This is a genomic window from Methylacidiphilum caldifontis (assembly GCF_017310505.1).
Lineage (GTDB): Bacteria > Verrucomicrobiota > Verrucomicrobiia > Methylacidiphilales > Methylacidiphilaceae > Methylacidiphilum > Methylacidiphilum caldifontis.
Map to the genome: position 1 here is coordinate 1,285,567 of NZ_CP065957.1, position 18,592 is coordinate 1,304,158.

An 18,592-nucleotide genomic window follows, 5' to 3' on the forward strand; every position below is an offset into this window, starting at 1 on the left:
AATCAAATAGAGTTTAGTTCAATCCTTAGGAAGCTTATTCTTAGAGAAAATTTGCATAGTCTTTAACACACCCAGTACTTTGTTTATTTCATGGGTTCGCAGCAGATCCGTCTTCCCTAACAGGGCAAGGACAGCAAAGAAAGGCTCAGCTGTCCTGACTTCATCTTGGAAACATTCGAAGGCATGAGGCAAAGCATGGCATATGGGCCAGCCAAGCTTTCTAAGCCGAAAAGTGTGAAGAAAGATCTCCATTTGTCTTTGGATCCGGGTCGGGCCATCAAGAAGATTAGGATAATAAAACCCAAGACCAGGATCCAGCCAGATTTTGGTTACACCACAGGATAAAGCCTCTTCAAGCCGCTTTTCAAAATAAGGGAAAAGAAGAGTGAGCGGATCCTCAGGTAAAGGGATCGGCTCGACCTCTCTAACATTTTTACCGCTTACGAAGTTGATGATTACAGCTCCATCATGATCAGCAACAACCCTAAAAAAATCTTTTCCCTGATTACCTTTAGTGAGGTTTAAGATCGATGCCCCATTCTTAAAACAGGCTTTGGCTACTTCCAGGTGATAGGTTTCAACCGAAATAATCTTTGCTGACCGACTTAACTCCTTAACAATGGGGATAACAAGTTTTAGCTGTTCTTGTTCATCAACCCGAGAAGCATAAGACAAGGAAGACTCAGCCCCAATATCGACAAGATCAGCTCCGGAAGCATATAAAATTTTGGCCTTCCGAATCGCCGCCTCCACATCCAATGCAACGCTTTCCCTGTACCATGATTCAGCTGAGAGATTAACAACCCCCATTAGATCAGGCCTATTTGACGAAGGGAACTGTCTTCCGCGAAGTTCAAACTTGCAAACCTCTTTGGAATAATCATCGATATACCTCAAATACAGATCCGAAAGATAAGAGAGTGAGAGCATAACAATTAAAAAAAAGACCAATAAACAGTTTATTAGCCTATGATTCCTTTTGTGCTCGGTACGGAACCCAGAGTTGTCGAATCACAGCCAATCGCCATTTTCAATGTTCTTGCCAAAGCTTTGAAACTCCCTTCAATTAAATGATGAACCTCTTTACTCTCCAAAACATGCATATGGAGGCAAAGTTTTCCATGGGTCACAAAAGCCCTTAAAAATTCTTCTAGAAGTTGTGCTGGGAAATCCCCTGCACGAAGTAAAACAAGGGGCATGCTTTCGGGGACTCGAAAACAAAGGAAAGGTCTTCCAATGATGTCTACAGCTGAATAAACAAGCGTTTCATCCATAGGTAACATACAAAAGCCATAGCGTTTTATTCCTTTTTTGTCACCTAGGGATTTATTAAACGCCTCCCCTAGGACTATTCCACAATCCTCTACCGTGTGATGAAAATCCACGTGCAGGTCCCCCTCACACCGAAGAGTCAAGTCAAAGGAACCATGGAATGAAAAAAGCTCAAGCATATGATCTAAAAAACCAATGCCTGTTTTGATGTCGCTCTTCCCTGTTCCATCGAGGGTAATCTCAAGGGAAATGGCTGTTTCTTTCGTTTTCCTTTGTATTGAAGATGTCCTTAAGGTATTGATTTGTCCCATATCTTATTCCTTTTAACTAAGAGCATATCCCTGAGTTCAACAGTTGATTTTAAGATTGATGGAAACAGGCTATTTAAACCTACAGCTATCCATCAAGGCTTGTCATTTCAGAGCCGCTTCATCGTTTGTTACCATATTCCTAGATAGCAGTCAATGAAGAGTGGGATATTTTATTGTTTTAAAGATAACCCTATTTGTATTTATAATGAATCTTTAGAGATAAAACTTTTTTATTTCTTCTTTTTTTAATTGATTTTAATCCTTTGATATGGAAACAAAAAGGTTCAGCTTTATTTCTTTTTTACTCTTGTTTTTCATGATTTTTTTTCTCCCCATTCTTTTTACCAAAGGTCTCTATAGTCAAAAGGTTCTTCCCTCCTCCAATGAGTTTCTTTCTCGTTATGACCAGACAAAAAGGAAAAATGAAACGCTTAGTTCTAGAATCTACCTGATCACCTTAAACTCCGTGGGCATGGATACGGGAAGCCTGCCTGGAGGGGGCCTGTATTCAAGCTCAGCTGTTGTGAGCAGGATAATAGGTCAAGCTTTGGAGTCGCCTTTAAAAATCGTCTATTTATCGGATTTCTACCAGTGGCTTAAAACCAATGCCTTGCCTATAAAAAGGCCTTCAGAGCTGATGGCTGGGGATATCATCATTTCTCCCTCCTCTCGATATATCCAAGGGCATGTTGGTATTATTGGTGAAAAGATTTCAGAAAAACCGGATTTCAGCATCTATTCAAATTCGCTTGACAGTTGTTTATTTCTAAAAAACTGGACACTTTCCAGGTGGAGAGAATATTTTGAAAAAGATCTTAAACTTGATGTTTTTTATTTTCGAGTCCGTAAAACTTTTTCTCAACAAAATCCAATGGAATATGAAAAAAAGCCTATGTCTTCTATGCCTGGTTTGTCTCCTTTCCTCAGTTTATGGAATAGAGCCCTCCCTTCTTCTTCCCAATTTAACCCCACGACTGGCCAAGTACCTTGAAAGTCTTCCGCAAAATGCTCAGAAAGAAATAACGAGCATATTCAAGGAAAATCTTTCTTATGATCTTATTGGGGAGAAAAAAGTCGAGGATGATCCTTCAAAACGCATTGTAGAAATTGACGAAGCGACGGAAGCCAGCCATGGCATCCTGGTTTTTGAAATTACATCGAATAGCGGCCGTTTTTTATATCTTAACGACCTTCCCTATAAAATTCCGCTATCAGAGCTTTCTCAATCCGAGAAACTCACTATCGCCCTGATTTTTGCTGAACATGAAAAAAAAATATTCATAGATAGAAATTGGGGAAGAATGTGGTTCGATCCGCCTTCAGCCATGACTGATATCCAGAAAGAAGCTTACCTGAAGTTGGAGTTGATCCACAACTAAAAATAGCTGAATATTTCTAAAAAAAAGCTCAAGTTGCCTTTTCTCCCATATGAAACCCCAATCCAACTCTTTTGTCCAGATACTCAAGCAAAACTGGCTCAACGAAAAGAAAACGGCCAGAGCTTACCGTGACCTTGCGGAAATAGAAAAAAATCCATATAAAAAAGAAATTCTGATTAAACTGGCTGAAACAGAAGAAAAACATGCCTTAAGATGGGAAAAAGAATTAAATGCCTTGGGTGAAAGCTGCGTAGAAAAAAGTTCTCGATTCAAAAGAAGCCTGGAGAAATGGATAAATCAAAATTTAGGTTTCAAGAATGTTATCCAGAGGATGGAGAATGCAGAAGAACAAGATAAACTCAAATACTTGCAGCAAAAAGAAAAGTTCAAGGATTCAGCGGGAATTGTAAAAATTCTTGACGAGTTCGCCAGAGAAGAAAAAAACCACGCGGCTATCCTTCATAATTTATCCAGAGAAAAACCCTTTTCAGAAAATATTACTGAAAGAATTTTATCTCGTGAAAAATGGCATGGCCGAGGAGGGAACTGGATTACCGATTCCATCTATGGAATCAATGATGGGTTGGGGGCTGTTTTTGGGATAGTTTCGGGTGTAGCAGGAGCCACGGAAAACCAAACGCATTACATTGTTATCTCTGGGCTTGCCGGAATGATCGCTTCGGCCCTATCCATGGGTGCAGGAGCTTATCTTGCGGCTAAGAGTCAAAAAGAAGTTTACGAGGCAGAAATATCCAAAGAAAAGAGGGAAATAGAAGAAAATCCCCAGGAAGAAATTGAAGAAATGGCCCTTTTCTACCAATTGCAGGGATTTAACGAAGAGGAAGCAAAATGGATCGCTGAAAAATTATATCAAAAACCCGAACACTTTTTGTCTGCAATGGTCAGTTCAGAGCTTGGCCTATCCCAGGCTTCTTTTCCTAGGCCTTGGAATGCTTGTTTATCGGCTTCTCTTTCTACAGCCCTCGGTGCTTTTATTCCTTTAATTCCCTTTTTTTTCCTCTCTGGAGTTTGGGCTATAACCCTTTCATTTTTCATAAGCTTAATTGCACATTTTCTCGTCGGAGCAGCAAAAACCCTAATCACGACACGAAGCTGGTTATACAGCGGCCTGGAAATGACCGTAGTCGGGATTATCGAGGCGGTTGTAACCTATTCCCTTGGCCTTCTTTTTCGCCTTCCCGCTTGATTTCAAGCCCCCCTTGCTTAGGTTTCGGTATTCACGATGCATTTTAGCTTATAGACATGCCTATCTCACCGGATGGTTCATAACCTCCAAACCCATCATTTAAATCGAGGGATTGTTGCTTCCAATCCCACGACTAAATTTCAGGAATGTTTAAAAAAGGTTCTATGGTTTTATAAGAAAAAACAGGACCATTTTTGCACAAAAAAAGGGGTCCAAATTGACAATGGCCACAAGAACCAATGGCACAGCGCATATTTCTTTCCATGGAAAAATAAATGCTTTCTTTGGCAACCCCACGCTTCAGGAGTGCATAGGCACAAAATCGCATCATAGGCTCCGGTCCACAAACAAAAGCAACAACCGATTGGGGATTAAACCTCAAGGAGTCAACAAGACTAATCACATTACCAATCGAGCCATTCCAATTTCTACTCGTGGCCAACTCTACAGATATTTTAAGCACTAATTCTTTCTGCTTGGAAAGAGACTCCCAGCTTTCCTTATAAAGAATATCGTGAGGAGACCTAGCCCCATACAAAAGAAAGACTTCGCCATAGTTTGAGCGATCCTTGAAAATAAAAGGTAACGTTGACCAAAGAGGTGGAAGGCCAATTCCACCTGCAACAAGAAGGATATCTTTCGAAACCGCCTCTTCTAAGGGCCAACCCTTACCAAAAGGACCTCGTATGCCTACTATATCCCCTTGCTTGCAATGCTCAAGGGCTCGAGTCACAGTACCCACGGAACGGATGGTTAATACATAACTTTCTTCGGTCTCATCCTTTTCAGCGATCGATAGAGCGACTTCACCCACACCAAAAACATAGACCATCAAGAATTGTCCAGGTTTAAAAGACAGTTCACCGTTTCCCAAAGGAGAAAGCCATAGACTAACAACCCGCGGATATTCGACCTTCTTCTTTTTAATCTGGAAAGGAATGGGCAGAAGAAACTGAGCAGAAGGGTTAAAAAGTGAATTTGTTTTCATTTAAAGATCAGGTTTTTCCCTCAGTGCAGCCAGCTCTTCAGTAACATCGATTCCCACCGGGCACCAGGTTATGCAACGGCCACAACCAACGCATCCTGAAGTACCAAATTGATCGATCCAGCTCCCAAATTTATGACTTAGCCATTGTCTATACCTCGATTTCAATGTTGAGCGCACGCTGCCCGTTGGCAAATGGCTAAATTCCATCGTATAACAAAAATCCCATCTTCTCCATCTTTCAGCTTTAAGGCCTTCTACAAAAGAAGAATCTTCTACGGTCCAGCAAAAACAGGTTGGACAAACCATCGTGCAAGTCGAACAGCCAATACAACGCTCAGCTACATCATCCCAGCGAGGATGTTCCCAGTTATTATAAAATAGATCCTTGATAGATTCGGTATTGACCTTTTTTCTCATCTGATTTAGCGCATTCTGTATATGGCTTTGAGCTAGCCTAAGATCTTCTTCGGTTACCTCCCTTAGCGGCAAAAGAGTTGCTATTTCCTCCCCTCTCTGACTGCCTATCTCGACGAGGAAAAAATGGTTTTCCCTGTCAATGCATTCGGTTAAAGCTAAATCAAAGCCTTCTTGGGCCTTAGGCCCAGTGCCCATAGATCGACAAAAACAACATCCAGATGCCTGGCCACACTGAACAACAATAATGAGAGCTTCTTGCCTCCTCTTTGCATACAACGGATCGTAAGATGAGCCCTTGCAAAAGATCTTATCTTGAACGAACACAGCATGGAGATCACAAGATCTGACACCTAGAAAAGCGTATTTCTCTTTGGGGGTTTCTTCGGGAATAAAAAAAAGAGCTCCCTGTTTTTTTTCAACGCTAAATAACCTCTGTCTTGGAGGAAAAAGGTATTTTTTTATGCTCTGAAAACCAACGTTGTATCCAAAAAGAGCCTCATCTTCACGTCGTTTAAGCTGAAATTTAGCCGGCTCCTGGATATCCATCCATCCTATGGGAAGATCGGTTTCTTCATGAATTTCCCCAAAACTAATCGCCGTTTCAGTTAAAACCGGCCCTATAAGGGTGTAGCCCTTAGTCCTTATCGCCTCGATAAGTTGTGAAAAATCAGCTCGTTGTAAAATCTTCTTTTTCTCTAAAAATTGGCTAGCTGTCATTGTCTTTTTCTATGGAACTTATCCTCTTTCTTTTTTTTCTAAACCAGAAAGAGAAGGGGTTGGATAAACCGAAAGGGCATAAACATACTGAGCTCTTTCATAGCTCGATGGATCAGGACAATTTTTCTGACTTAATAACCCTCGGATCGAACTGACCGAATAATAGCCTTTCTTTTCCATCCATTCGACCATCCCGTTTCTGATCGTTTTCAAATACTCCACACCATGATAGAGAAGAGCAGAACAGAGTTGAACAGTAGTGGCTCCCGAAAGAATGGCTTTCAAGGCATCTGTTGCCGTCAATACTCCTCCTGTTGCAGATAGATCAAGCTTTAACCGGTTAAAGAGTATGCCTATCCAGGTAATTCTTAAAAGCAATTCATTTTCTGTACTTAAAGTAATCCTCGGTTCAACATTCATATTTTCCAAATCAATATCAGGCTGAAAAAAACGATTAAACAGAACAAGCCCGTTGACTTCTGTTTGTTCTACAAGACTGGAAAAAGAGAAAAAGTTGGTAAAGAAAGGACTTAATTTGACCGCAATGGGGATTTTTACAGCCTGCCGACAAGCCTTGATAACTTCCAAGTATTTCTTTTCCAGCTCCTGTGAAGAAAGGCTAGCTATCGTGGGGATGGAATAGAGATTAAGTTCCAAGCCGTCAGCTCCTGCTTCTTCGATTAGTTTTGCAAACTTTATCCATTGGCCAGGGTTCTGCGCGTTTAAACTGGCAATCACCGGGATCCCCACCGATTGCTTTACCCTCATTAAATGATCAAGATAATAATCTGGACCTATCCGTAAAGTTGGGACATCAGGAACATAGCTAAGAGCTTCGGCAAAAGACTCAGCTCCCACCGTTAACGATTGCTCCAGGCTCGATGTTTCTTTTTCAATATCCTCTTCAAAAAGAGAATAAAGAACAATGGCTCCCGCTCCCATTTCTTCCAGAACTTTTACAGTATCAAGTGATTTGCTTAAGGGAGAGGCCGAAGGAATAAGTGGAGAAGAAAGTTTCAAGCCTAAATAGGTTGTTTCTAAGCTGACACTCATATATCCTTAATCTTAATTCATTTTTTTGTAATATTCGAAACGGTTCCGACAATCAGCAAGAGCCAAGGCAAGCAGGTCCTCAGCACGTTCGGGATCACTTAAAAAAAGCATTCTAAACCTATTCTCGCTTAGTTCAGTTTTCTCAAAACCTTCTATCAGCCTTGTCCAATCAAGCTTCAGATGTTTGCCGTCAGCATATCCCTTGGGATTGTAACGAAATATCGGCCATCTGCCCGAAGCTACAACGGATTTCTGGTGATGCATCGCCTTTGCCATGTCAATACCATGAGCGATGCAATGCGCATAGGCAAGGATAAGACTAGGCCCTTCGAAAGCATCGGCCTCCAAGAAAGCATTGATCGTGTGTTCTTCATCCGCTCCAACTGCCACAGATGCCACATAAACATTGCCCAGGGAAATGGCCATGAGGGCTAAATCCATTTTAGGCGTTGTTTTTCCTGAAGCTGCAAATTTGGCTACTGCACCTCGAGGTGTGGCTTTTGAGGCTTGCCCCCCTGTATTAGAATAAACTTCGGTATCCAAGACCAAAACGTTGACCTTGTAGTTAAGCGCTAAGACATGGATAAGTCCCCCTAGGCCTATGTCATAAGCCCAGCCATCTCCTCCTATAATCCACACGCTTTTTCTTGAAAGATAACCAGAAAGCTTTAAAAGCTCATAGGCTTCAGGCTGCTCCAACGTTTTAAGTTTTTCTTGGAGAAGTTTTATCCGTTTTCTTTGGTCGGAATATTCCTTTGGGCTTTTTTCTTCAGCTTCAATTAAATCTTGAACAAGACCATTTTCTATAACTCCCTTTTTAGTCAAATCCAATAGCCGTTTCTGAGTCAAGTTTCGGAGTTGATCAACCCCAAGATAAAGTCCAAGGCCAAACTCTGCATTGTCTTCAAACAAGGAATTGGCCCAAGCTGGGCCCCTGCCTTCCTTGTCTTTAGCCCATGGAGTTGTTGGCAAATTACCTCCATAAATCGAGGAACAGCCAGTTGCATTGGCGATAAGCATTCTATCTCCAAAAAGTTGGCTAAGTAACTTCAAGTAAGGAGATTCACCACACCCAGCACAAGCTCCAGGATATTCAAAGAGAGGACGCAAGAGGGCAACGTCCCTTAACGATTGGCAATCGATTTTGTCTTTCTCTACATCTGGAAGTGACTCGAAAAACGCAAAATGTTCCATTCTTGATTCATCAAAAAGGTCCTTGCGCACAGTCATGTTAAGGGCCTTCTTTGCAGGCTGGTATTTATCGAAGGCTGGACAAACATCTACACAGATTTGACAACCCGTACAATCAGCCTCCGATACGGCGATTGAATACAATAAACCTTCCCATTCAGGATATCTCGGCTGAGCTTTCAAAAAACCACTTGGTGCTTTTTCTAAATAGCTGGGTTCATATACCTTTGCCCGAATGACGCTATGAGGGCAAGCAATAACACATTTGCCACACTGAATACAGATCGAAGGCTCCCATAAAGGGACTTCAATAGAAATGTTGCGTTTTTCCCACTGGGATGTCGCCGTGGGGAAATCTCCATAAGGAGAAAAACAGCTCACGGGCAGCTTATCCCCTTCTAAAGCGATCATTTTTCCTATTACTTCTTTTACATATCGAGGAGCCTCTTTGGGAATGAGGGAAAACTGAGGAATTGAACTAAAGGGTTTTTGTTCATAGTCAATTTCAAAAAGGGCGGTTCGGGCTTTTTCTAAAGCTTCATAATTTCGATTGATTACTTCCTCACCCCGGTACCCATAACTACTTCGAATATGCTTTTTAATAAAGGTCAGTGCATCTTCGATAGCAATGAGTTTGGACAGCTCAAAAAACGAAACCTGCATAATCGTATTTATCCGACTGCCCAAGCCCGATTCCTTCGCAATTTTATAAGCATCAATAATAAAAAAACGGATCTTTTTATCTTTTATTTTTTTCTGGACCGCTTCAGGAAGCTTACTCCATGTTTGTTCAGCTCCAAAAGGACTATTGAGAAGTAGAATCCCTTCCTTTTGAATCCCTTTCAACACATCGTATTTAAAAATAAACTCAAATTGATGGCAGCCTACAAAATGGGGTTTTTCCACCAAGTATGGAGCAGCAATGGGTTGAGTATCGAAACGCAAGTGAGAGATCGTCAATGAACCCGATTTTTTAGAATCATAAACAAAATAGCCTTGGGCAAAAAGCTTGCCTTCTTCACCCACTATTTTAACCGTATTTTTATTTGCACTTACCGTTCCATCCGAACCTAACCCGTAAAATACCGCTTCATACCTATACTGTTTTTCTAGCGAATAGGATTCATCTACAGGTATGCTTCTATCGCTGACGTCATCGACTATCCCTACCGTAAAATCACTCCATCCCTCCTCTTTAGACAAATGATCGAACACCGCTTTGGCCATAGCTGGGCTAAATTCTTTGGAAGACAACCCATACCTTCCCCCGATTACACGAGGTATATTTTGAAAAGGAAAATCTTTCTTTAATGCATTGTTCAATATAGCCGAAGAAACTTGGAGAAGAAGGGGTTCTCCCGCCGCTGTTGGTTCCTTGCATCGGTCCAGTACAGCGATTGAGCGAGTAGTTGGAGGAAAAGAACTTAAAAATCGATGTTGATCAAAAGGACCAAATAACCTGACTTTAACCACTCCTGTCTTCCAACCTTTTTTGTTAAGATCATCCACAACTGAACAAACAGTTTCAGCCGCTGACCCCATGACGACAACAACCAAGGTCGCTTGCGGGTCTCCATGATATTCATAAATCTCATAGTATCGGCCAGTCAGTTTCCCAAATCTATCCATGACGGTTTGGACAATTCCAGGACAAGCCGAATAGTAAGGATTAATCCTTTCCCGGGCTTGAAAAAAGGTATCGGGATTTTGAGAACTTCCATAGAGTAAGGGTTTTTCAGGATTAAGCGCTCTTTGTCTAAATCTCATGATTGGCTCTAAAGACACTAACTCTTTAAGCAAGGTCTCATCCACCAATTCGACCGTGTTGATTTCGTGACTGGTTCGAAAACCATCAAAAAAATGAAGAAAAGGAAGCGAAGACTCCAAAGCCGATAGATGGGCGACAACAGCAATGTCAGCAGCTTCCTGGACTGACTGGGAGTTCAAAAGAGCAAATCCAGTTGACCTCGCCGCCATGACATCACTATGGTCTCCGAAAATGGATAAGGCATGAGTAGCTACCGTTCTTGAGGCAACATGGAAAACAGCGGGCAAAAGCTCGCCCGCTATCTTAAACATATTGGGAAGCATAAGCAATAGCCCTTGTGAAGCGGTGAATGTTGTCGCCAGGCTTCCCGATAAAAGAGCACCATGGATCGCGCCCGCAACCCCTCCTTCACTTTGCATTTCAACAACTTGTGGAAGTAAACCCCAAAGGTTCGTTTTTTTTTCTGTTCTCCATTTATCAACCCATTCTCCCATGGGTGATGCGGGTGTGATGGGATAAAGAGCTATGACTTCACTCAGTAGATAGGCTACCTGGGCTACTGCCTCGTTGGCATCCACTGTTTTTAAAGAAATGTTTGCCACTTTTTTATTTTATCTTTTTCCTGCAGAACTTTAAACTGTAAAGAATTCTAGGACCTAGCCCTATTTTAAGTAACACGCATAGAGCTTTTCTGTTTTTATTATATAGGTCTTTCCTATATATTTTGTTTTCGAATTCGTGATGAACTCAAAAAAGTTCAAAATTTCAAAAAATGCTCTTCAATCCCTCATTGATCATCTCAAAGCTGAAGGTTTCAAGACCATTGGACCAAAAGTGTCAAGAAACGCTATCGTGTATGATGAAATTGACAGTTTAGATGACTTTCCCATAGGTATCGGAGATGAACAGGAGGCGGGTAAATACAAACTAAAAAAAAACCCTTATCCAACTCTTTTTGGATTTGCCTCTTCTCCTCATAGCTGGAAACAGTTTCTATTCTTAGCTCAAGAAAAAATTTTTAGCTTCCGTAGCCCTTTGAACAACAACGAAGCGCCATCAATTGAGCCACCCATGTTTCAATCTACTCCTCTTGCTTTTATCGGGGTAAGATCTTGTGATCTCCATGCCCTATCCATTCAAAATCGAGTATTCCAGGAAGGACCCTACATTCACTCAGGCTACAAGGTTCGATCACAGCACCTTTTTATCCTGGCCGTAAATTGTACACATCCCTCCGCTACCTGTTTCTGTTCATCCATGGGGACAGGTCCAAAAGCCAAAAAAGGCTATGATCTCCTACTCACAGAAATTGTCGAATCAAATAAAGCCCCCTATTATGTTATTGAGCCAGGAACCGCTTGCGGTGAAGAACTCTTATCGCTGATTCAAAAAGAAAATGTTTCAGAAGAAGAACTCAACAAAGAACAACAAACCTTAAAAGAAGCTGAGCAGAAAATCACTCGACAACTGGATACCCATGGCATCAAAGAACTTCTCTACAACAACCTGAATCATCCCCGGTGGGAACAAACCGCTCTCCGCTGCCTTTCTTGTGCTAACTGCACGTTTGTTTGCCCCACCTGTTTTTGTTCAACCCTGATCGATATCCCTCGAAAAGCAAACGAAGTAGAAAGATGGATGGTATGGGATTCCTGTTTTAGCCTGGAATTTACTCATACCCCCTCGGGAAGCACAAGAAAAACAGTTCTTGCCCGATACAGACAATGGATGACTCACAAACTGGCCTCATGGATTGATCAATTCGGGACTTCAGGATGTGTGGGTTGTGGCCGTTGCATAACCTGGTGTCCTGTTGGAATCGATATCACAGAGGAAGCCGCTATTATTCGAAAAACATCTCCCATAGAAAAGCTATCTTAAGAAAAAATCATGAAATCCATAAAACTGCAGCTCTCTGAGCATCCTTTCCTAAGAGACATTAGAGAAGATTACATAGATACATTATCTGAGCTGGTTATGAACGTTTCCTATAAAGCTCAAAGTTATCTTTTCTTGGAAGGACAAAAAGCTGACCAATTTTTTCTGATCCAAAAAGGGCTTATCGCTCTGGAAAGTTATTTTCCAGATCGAGGTTTTCTCACCCTCCAAACCATAGGTGCGGGCCATGTCGTGGGATGGTCCTGGATATGTCCCCCTTTTCTTTGGCATTTTTCTGCTCGAGTCGTTGAACCCGTAGATGCCTTGGTCTTTGATGCAGTCCGACTCAATCAAACGATGGAGGCTAATCCTTCTTTGGGTTACGCGATAACAAAAAGAATTATTCCCTTGATACTCGATAGGCTACAAGCCACGCGGCTGCAATTTTTGGATATCTATGGACCACCCTCTTAATCCAGCACCTAGCCCTTTTGTTCCCCAATTGTTCATCGTTGAAGAAAAAAAGAAGGAATCTTCCTCTGTTTTTACTCTTTATCTTAGCTCGATAGAAAAAAAACCATTTTATTTTTCTCCTGGACAGTTCAACATGCTTTCGGCTATTGGGGGAGGAGAAGCCGCTATATCTATCGCAAGCGATCCCACAGACACCCTCCATCTCATCCATACCATCCGCATTGTGGGCAATGTCACCCAGGCGTTAAATAGGCTTCAACAAAAAGATTTTGTTTTCGTACGCGGCCCTTACGGCAAAGGTTGGCCAATAGAACAGGCTAAAGATAAAACTCTTGTCCTTGTAGCCGGAGGCATAGGATTACCCCCCTTGCTTCCCATAATACATAAGGCTAACAAAGAGAAGGAGTTTTTTAAAAAATTGATTCTCCTCTATGGGGCAAGAACAAAAGACGATCTTCTTTTCATTCCTTTTTTGGAGAAGATGGCCAATGAAAAAATCATCGATTTGCATATCACCATTGACCGGCCTAGCCGCGACTGGAAAGGACACGTCGGCACGGTAACCACTCTTGTCTCCAACCTAACTATTGATCCCCAACAGACTGTAGTGTTTTGTTGCGGACCTGAAATTATGATGCGGTTTACCGCAAGAGAGTTTGAACGCCGAGAAGTTCCTAAAGATAACATTTTTTGTTCCTTAGAACGAAATATGAAATGTGCTATTGGCATTTGTGGACATTGTCAGCTTTGGGGTTATTTTCTATGTAAGGATGGCCCTGTTTTCCCTTATGGAAGAATCCAGGAATTGTTAACTATTGAAGAGCTCTAGGGGTTTATGACTAAAATTGCCATCTGGAAATTTACTTCTTGTGATGGATGCCAACTTAGCTTGTTAGACCTCGAAGAAGATCTTCTGGAAATAGCCAAGCATTTTGAGATCTCCTATTTTCTCGAAGCAAGCAGCAAAAGGGCTGATCCACCTTACGACATTTCACTCGTCGAAGGATCAATCACTACGGAAGAGGCAAAACGCAAAATTATGGATATACGCGCCCAGTCCAAATATCTCGTTACTATTGGAGCTTGTGCTACTGCAGGAGGCATACAAGCTTTAAGAAACTTTGCTTCCCTTCAAAGTTTCAAGCAAAGGGTATATCCACGTCCCGAAGTCATAGATGTTCTGCCTACCTCTCTGCCCATATCCCACTATGTCCGGGTTGATTATGAACTTCAAGGTTGTCCAATCAACAAATTGCAGCTGCTTCAGCTTCTTTATTCTTATAGCCGTGATCTCCGACCTTCCTTTTCTAGTGGAAGTGTGTGCATGGAATGTAAAAGAAGGGCCATTCCTTGTGTAATGGTAGCCAGCAAAACTCTCTGTCTTGGTCCCGTCACTCATGGAGGCTGTGGTGCAATCTGCCCGAGCTTTGGCAGAGGCTGTTACGGCTGTTACGGCCCAAAAGAAACACCCAATAGTGCTTCTCTTTGCCAGTGGGCAAAGGATGAGTTGGATTTCGATCCCCTGGCCTTAGACCATGCCTTCAAGAAGTTCTACTGTATTGCCGAAGGATTTAAACTTTCTCATGAAAGCTGAAAGTAAGCAACCTGTCCACCTTTCGGTTTCAGCCCTATCACGCGTTGAAGGCGAAGGAGGGCTTTGGATTAAAATAGAAAATGGGAAAGTCTTAAGAACCGAGCTGCGTATATTCGAAGCTCCCCGCTTTTTTGAATCTTTTTTAATAGGCAGACATTTTTACGAGCCACCTGATATTACTGCTAGAATTTGTGGCATATGTCCTGTAGCCTACCAGATCAGTTCAACCGCCGCGATCGAAAATAGCGTTGGGCTTACTGTCCCTGAATGTATTTGGCAATTGCGCCGGCTCCTTTATTGTGGAGAATGGATAGAAAGTCATGGTTTACATGTTTTCTTTCTCCATGCTCCCGGATTTTTAGGCTATCCAAGCCTAATGGATATGGCTAAAGACTATCCTAAAGAAGTGAGCTGGGGCTTGCAGATTAAAAAAGCGGGCAACGCTCTTATACGAGCAATCGCTGGCCGAGAGATCCATCCTATTAATGTGCGTGTGGGCGGTTTTTATCATGTTCCTGAAAAAAAAGAGCTTGAGAGTCTTTTGGATTCCCTAAAAAAGGGATTAGACTATAGTCTTCAAGCCATAAAATGGATCGGCTCTGTCTGTTCATTTCCTTCATTCAAAAAAGAGTATACATTTGTTGCTTTAAAGAATGATAGCTGCTATCCCATAGAAAGAGGGAGACTTTATTGTGGAGAACAGGCTCTAGCCCTTGAAGAGTTTGAGAGCTATTTTACTGAAGAACAAACCGATTATTCCCATGCTCTCAGATGGTTGGATAGCCACGCAAAACCTTGTGTTGCTGGTCCTCTTGCACGTTTCAATTTAAATTATCATCCCTTGCCGACTTTTATAAAGGATATCCTCAAAGAAACTCCTTTAGAATATCCCTGTATGAATCCTTTCCAATCCATACTTGTAAGACTTGTAGAAATCGCTTATGCATTTGATGAAGCAATAAAATTGATTGATAAATATGAACCTCCTGAACCATGTTATCTCCCTTTAGAACCTTGCGCTGCTGTAGGCTATGGTATAAGTGAAGCCCCCCGTGGCCTGCTTTATCACCGTTATCTTATGGATGACAAAGGACTTATAAGAGGGGCCAAAATCGTCCCTCCTACCTGTTTTAACTTGGCCTCTGCTGAAGAAGACATAAAAAATTGGATTGAGTCTCACCTAAACGACACGGCCGAAAAGTTAACAGCTGATTGTGAACAGCTTGTTAGAAACTATGATCCGTGTATTTCCTGTGCGACCCATTTTCTTAAATTAAAATTTTTGTAGAAAGTAGACTGGTTACCAAGTTTACAAAGGCTGGTTTAAAAGGGAAGCAATTTGTAATTTGCGTAGCATAGAGCGTTTTTTCCTTTGATGGGCTTCCATTCTTTTTAATATGTCAACCAGCGATTTTACGGCTTCAACAATATAAGATCCTTTATTGAGCATAACACATTCTGAACGCTGAGCCATTGCGGCATCAGTCACTTCAGCCCTGGAAGGAATACCTGTTTTGGCTAAAGATTCCAAAACCTGTGTTGCCCAAATTACAGGGATATGTGCAGCTTCCGCTATCCAGAGTATCTCTTCTTGAACTTCAGCAAGCCGTTCATAGCCGCATTCAACAGCCAGATCTCCTCGGGCGATCATGACCCCAATTGACCTGTATTTCATCGCTTTAAGTAGAATTAAAGGGAGGTTCTCAAAGCCTTTTCGGGTTTCTATTTTTAAAACTATCCCTAGCTCCGAAATTGATTCTTTGCTCAAAGCCTGATCAAGATCGTCAATATCTGAAGGCAATCTTAAAAATGAGATTCCCACTGCATCCGCATGTTTCACTACAAAAGAAAGGCTGCGGATATCCTGTTCTGTCAATGCTGAAATCTTTAGATCAGAGAAGGGTAAATTAATTCCCCTATCCACTCGCAGTTTATAGCCATTTGGCTGAACATGAGTGATTTCGACAAGAATACCTCGAGAGTCACTGTGTATAACCTTTCCTCCAACTTTTCCATCATCAAACCAGATTTGCTCTTCGGCTTTAATATCTGCAAGTATTTGAGGATGAGAAATCCTTAGAAAACCAACGACCTCTTCTTTGTGATTGAACAGACCGTTGTCTTTGCAAATCCACAACCGATCCTTGTTCCTAACCAATAGAAAGGGTTGTTGAGGAGATAAACTTTTAAGTACAGCTGCTCTTTGAGGTTGTTCAGGAGAATGGGGCAGATGAACAAAAACAATCCCTTCTTTCAGATAAGCGGTCTCGATTGAATGAGCAAGCCATCCTTTTTCTATCTGCTGATCGATTTTTAAGGTTCTCCCTTTGCCCCTTGCATCAAAAAATCTTATCGTGTCTCCCTCTTTGAGAACTTCAACCCACTCCCTTGGAAATCTCAAAAAGCTATTGGCTTTAATGGGGGGATCCGTTCTTTGTTCTTCACTACCGATCCAAACCCAACCCGGATCAACTATCTTTCCTAAGAGATCTCGTTTAGGCCTAATGGCACATGCCTTAATGGCGGGATCTAGAGATACAATACGCAGCTTAGGCCCAGGTAGATCCATTAAAATCTTGCAACTATAGCCTAATTGAGAAGAAGCCTTGCGGCTATTTTCTATCATCTTCGACCATACTTCTGGGTTGTCATGTCCACAGTTGATACGCACGACGTTCATTCCAGCTCGAAGGAGCTCTTCAATCAGCTTGGGGTTTTCAGCCGCTTCAGTCGGTAAAGTAACCATGATACTGCATGGAGAGCCGAGATGAGATTCCCCTAAAAGTCTTTGTTTATTGCGCACAAGCAGTGCCGCCCCTTCCTGTCGTGAAAGAGGATAAGGCCGGCTTGGGACTTCTTGTCCAAGAGCTTCAAGTACTTTCTCAAGGCTCCATAACACACACGACTCGGACCGACCCAGCGAAGATATTCCCCAATCGGAGAGTGCATCTTGGATTTGCCTCAGATCGTAACGACGAAGAACCAGGTAATGAATGAGGTTCGATGCACTCAACCGGTTATCAGGATGGGCAGAATCGATAAGGCTATGGTAAGTTTGTTCAGCCTGAAGGGCCTCTTTATAAATACTGAACAATAATTTGGTCAGTTCTGTTCTGCTCATCTTTATTAATTTAATCCAAAGAAAGCTTGGGCTATACTGCCAATTTCTTCTTTCTTTTGTATCCAACGACCTTTTTTGCCTGATCAAAAAGCTACTTGACACAGCCTTCCCTTTATTCTTTCACTGATCTATTTCTTCAAGAATCTGACCCTTAATGAATATCCCAATATTATCGTTGGGTTTAGCCCAAAGCTCCCCCAAGTTTTTTTCGCAACGAGGATAAGAAGTTATCCTTAGAGTAGGGATGGAGTGAACAAAAGAATATCACTCTTTTTTTTTGAAAATAGACCTTGGGCTTAAGCTTTAGACTTCACTATGAATATTCAAACAAATGTTCTAGGCGTCTCAAGGAGATGTCTAAGATAATTGGCATAAGAAGAATTACCCATTTTTTTAATCTGGGATTGGAGCTGTTCTTCACCTATCCAGCCTTTATGATAAGCGATTTCTTCTAAACAGCCAATCTTAAGCCCCTGTCTCTGCTCTATGGTTTTGACAAATAGGGATGCATCGTAAAGGAGATCATGCGTTCCCGTATCAAGCCATGCGATACCTCGACCCAACAACTCTACATCCAGGCTACCTTCTTCCCAATATTTCTTATTCAAATCGGTGATCTCTAACTCACCCCGGGCTGAAGGCTTGAGTTGATGAGCAAAAGAAGGAGCCCTACCGTCATAAAAATAAATTCCAGGAATGGCATAGGAAGATTTGGGCTTAAGGGGTTTTTCTTCGATAGATATAACCCTCATCGACCGATCAAACTCAACCACTCCATAAGCAGAAGGATTGGAAACATGATAACCAAAAATGGTGGCTCCCTGCTTTTTTTGGGTCGCTTTGTTTAAAGTTGCACTCAAGCTATGCCCATAGAGCAAATTATCTCCAAGAATCAGGCATGAAGGCCTGCCCTGGACAAACTTTTCCCCTATTTTGTAGGCTTCAGCCAGTCCTCGTGGATAAGGTTGTACAGCATAACTGATAAAAAGTCCAAATTGAGAGCCATCACCTAACAGTCTTTCGAACAAACCAATATCATGAGGAGTAGAAATTAATAGGATTTCCCTGATGTTAGCCAACATCAAAACCGACAGTGGATAATAGATCATCGGTTTGTCATGAATGGGAAGAAGCTGTTTGCTTAAAGCGATTGTCACTGGATAAAGCCTGCTACCCGTTCCTCCAGCAAGCACTATTCCACATCTTTCCATATGTTCCTGCT

General features: G+C 41.9%; 16 protein-coding genes. 8 read left to right on the plus strand and 8 right to left on the minus strand.

Annotated features, from left to right (window positions below; translation table 11 throughout):
• Window positions 1-18 precede the first annotated feature (18 nt).
• Complete coding sequence (locus IT6_RS05995; protein ID WP_206825582.1) at window positions 19-930, minus strand: dihydropteroate synthase; 912 nt, start codon at window positions 928-930, stop codon at window positions 19-21.
• Between the two features lie 32 nt (window positions 931-962).
• Window positions 963-1,583 (minus strand): imidazoleglycerol-phosphate dehydratase HisB, encoded by a 621-nt coding sequence (gene hisB / locus IT6_RS06000; protein WP_242524115.1) that lies wholly within the window; start codon window positions 1,581-1,583, stop codon window positions 963-965.
• A gap of 268 nt (window positions 1,584-1,851) precedes the next feature.
• On the opposite strand from hisB, the gene IT6_RS06005 reads away from it, so the two are divergent.
• From IT6_RS06005 to IT6_RS06015, 3 genes are read left to right on the plus strand one after another with little or no spacing between them, the layout of a single operon-like run.
• Window positions 1,852-2,574 (plus strand): hypothetical protein, encoded by a 723-nt coding sequence (locus IT6_RS06005; RefSeq protein ID WP_242524116.1) that lies wholly within the window; start codon window positions 1,852-1,854, stop codon window positions 2,572-2,574.
• The gene (locus IT6_RS06010) at window positions 2,462-2,962 is read left to right on the plus strand and encodes a hypothetical protein (RefSeq protein ID WP_206825584.1); all 501 of its coding nucleotides are present in this window, start codon (window positions 2,462-2,464) and stop codon (window positions 2,960-2,962) included. The genes IT6_RS06005 and IT6_RS06010 overlap by 113 nt, the downstream gene beginning before the upstream one ends.
• Before the next feature lie 49 nt (window positions 2,963-3,011).
• Window positions 3,012-4,169: a VIT1/CCC1 transporter family protein gene (locus tag IT6_RS06015; RefSeq protein WP_206825586.1), complete on the plus strand. Its 1,158-nt coding sequence runs from the start codon at window positions 3,012-3,014 to the stop codon at window positions 4,167-4,169.
• Between the two features lie 133 nt (window positions 4,170-4,302).
• Here the strand turns inward: IT6_RS06015 and IT6_RS06020 are convergent, their stop codons facing one another.
• The 4 genes from IT6_RS06020 to nifJ are packed head-to-tail and all read right to left on the minus strand — an operon-like array spanning window position 4,303 to window position 10,905.
• Window positions 4,303-5,157: an FAD/NAD(P)-binding protein gene (locus tag IT6_RS06020; RefSeq protein ID WP_206825587.1), complete on the minus strand. Its 855-nt coding sequence runs from the start codon at window positions 5,155-5,157 to the stop codon at window positions 4,303-4,305.
• Window positions 5,158-6,291, minus strand: a complete 1,134-nt coding sequence (locus tag IT6_RS06025; protein ID WP_134440019.1) for a 4Fe-4S dicluster domain-containing protein — start codon at window positions 6,289-6,291, stop codon at window positions 5,158-5,160. It lies immediately after the preceding gene.
• Window positions 6,292-6,309: 18 nt separating this feature from the next.
• Entirely contained in the window at window positions 6,310-7,344 is a 1,035-nt protein-coding gene (locus IT6_RS06030) for a dihydroorotate dehydrogenase-like protein (RefSeq protein ID WP_134440021.1), read from the minus strand.
• Window positions 7,345-7,356: 12 nt separating this feature from the next.
• Window positions 7,357-10,905: a pyruvate:ferredoxin (flavodoxin) oxidoreductase gene (gene nifJ / locus IT6_RS06035; RefSeq protein ID WP_206825588.1), complete on the minus strand. Its 3,549-nt coding sequence runs from the start codon at window positions 10,903-10,905 to the stop codon at window positions 7,357-7,359.
• Between the two features lie 139 nt (window positions 10,906-11,044).
• On the opposite strand from nifJ, the gene IT6_RS06040 reads away from it, so the two are divergent.
• From IT6_RS06040 to IT6_RS06060, 5 genes are read left to right on the plus strand one after another with little or no spacing between them, the layout of a single operon-like run.
• The gene (locus IT6_RS06040; protein WP_166792852.1) at window positions 11,045-12,184 is read left to right on the plus strand and encodes a 4Fe-4S dicluster domain-containing protein; all 1,140 of its coding nucleotides are present in this window, start codon (window positions 11,045-11,047) and stop codon (window positions 12,182-12,184) included.
• Window positions 12,185-12,193: 9 nt separating this feature from the next.
• Entirely contained in the window at window positions 12,194-12,655 is a 462-nt protein-coding gene (locus tag IT6_RS06045; RefSeq protein ID WP_206825589.1) for a cyclic nucleotide-binding domain-containing protein, read from the plus strand.
• A complete protein-coding gene (locus tag IT6_RS06050; RefSeq protein ID WP_206825590.1) occupies window positions 12,639-13,484 on the plus strand; it encodes an FAD/NAD(P)-binding protein in 846 nt (281 codons plus the stop codon). Before IT6_RS06045 ends, IT6_RS06050 begins: the two co-directional genes overlap by 17 nt.
• 6 nt (window positions 13,485-13,490) lie before the next feature.
• Window positions 13,491-14,249, plus strand: a complete 759-nt coding sequence (locus IT6_RS06055) for an NADH-quinone oxidoreductase subunit B family protein (protein WP_134440031.1) — start codon at window positions 13,491-13,493, stop codon at window positions 14,247-14,249.
• A complete protein-coding gene (locus IT6_RS06060) occupies window positions 14,239-15,537 on the plus strand; it encodes a Ni/Fe hydrogenase subunit alpha (RefSeq protein ID WP_206825591.1) in 1,299 nt (432 codons plus the stop codon). The genes IT6_RS06055 and IT6_RS06060 overlap by 11 nt, the downstream gene beginning before the upstream one ends.
• Window positions 15,538-15,558: 21 nt before the next feature.
• Here the strand turns inward: IT6_RS06060 and IT6_RS06065 are convergent, their stop codons facing one another.
• Together IT6_RS06065 and rfbA are read right to left on the minus strand one after the other, a co-directional pair.
• The gene (locus IT6_RS06065) at window positions 15,559-17,370 is read right to left on the minus strand and encodes a pyruvate kinase (RefSeq protein WP_206825593.1); all 1,812 of its coding nucleotides are present in this window, start codon (window positions 17,368-17,370) and stop codon (window positions 15,559-15,561) included.
• Window positions 17,371-17,693: 323 nt separating this feature from the next.
• A complete protein-coding gene (gene rfbA, locus IT6_RS06070) occupies window positions 17,694-18,581 on the minus strand; it encodes a glucose-1-phosphate thymidylyltransferase RfbA (protein ID WP_134440036.1) in 888 nt (295 codons plus the stop codon).
• Window positions 18,582-18,592: the final 11 nt, after the last annotated feature.

Coding starts and splice junctions, on each gene's coding strand:
- IT6_RS05995 (WP_206825582.1), bottom strand. CDS start 930: ATGCTCTCACTCTCTTATCTTTCGGATCTGTATTTGAGGTATATCGAT.
- hisB (WP_242524115.1), bottom strand. CDS start 1,583: ATGGGACAAATCAATACCTTAAGGACATCTTCAATACAAAGGAAAACG.
- IT6_RS06005 (WP_242524116.1), top strand. CDS start 1,852: ATGGAAACAAAAAGGTTCAGCTTTATTTCTTTTTTACTCTTGTTTTTC.
- IT6_RS06010 (WP_206825584.1), top strand. CDS start 2,462: ATGAAAAAAAGCCTATGTCTTCTATGCCTGGTTTGTCTCCTTTCCTCA.
- IT6_RS06015 (WP_206825586.1), top strand. CDS start 3,012: ATGAAACCCCAATCCAACTCTTTTGTCCAGATACTCAAGCAAAACTGG.
- IT6_RS06020 (WP_206825587.1), bottom strand. CDS start 5,157: ATGAAAACAAATTCACTTTTTAACCCTTCTGCTCAGTTTCTTCTGCCC.
- IT6_RS06025 (WP_134440019.1), bottom strand. CDS start 6,291: ATGACAGCTAGCCAATTTTTAGAGAAAAAGAAGATTTTACAACGAGCT.
- IT6_RS06030 (WP_134440021.1), bottom strand. CDS start 7,344: ATGAGTGTCAGCTTAGAAACAACCTATTTAGGCTTGAAACTTTCTTCT.
- IT6_RS06040 (WP_166792852.1), top strand. CDS start 11,045: ATGAACTCAAAAAAGTTCAAAATTTCAAAAAATGCTCTTCAATCCCTC.
- IT6_RS06045 (WP_206825589.1), top strand. CDS start 12,194: ATGAAATCCATAAAACTGCAGCTCTCTGAGCATCCTTTCCTAAGAGAC.
- IT6_RS06050 (WP_206825590.1), top strand. CDS start 12,639: ATGGACCACCCTCTTAATCCAGCACCTAGCCCTTTTGTTCCCCAATTG.
- IT6_RS06055 (WP_134440031.1), top strand. CDS start 13,491: ATGACTAAAATTGCCATCTGGAAATTTACTTCTTGTGATGGATGCCAA.
- IT6_RS06060 (WP_206825591.1), top strand. CDS start 14,239: ATGAAAGCTGAAAGTAAGCAACCTGTCCACCTTTCGGTTTCAGCCCTA.
- IT6_RS06065 (WP_206825593.1), bottom strand. CDS start 17,370: ATGAGCAGAACAGAACTGACCAAATTATTGTTCAGTATTTATAAAGAG.
- rfbA (WP_134440036.1), bottom strand. CDS start 18,581: ATGGAAAGATGTGGAATAGTGCTTGCTGGAGGAACGGGTAGCAGGCTT.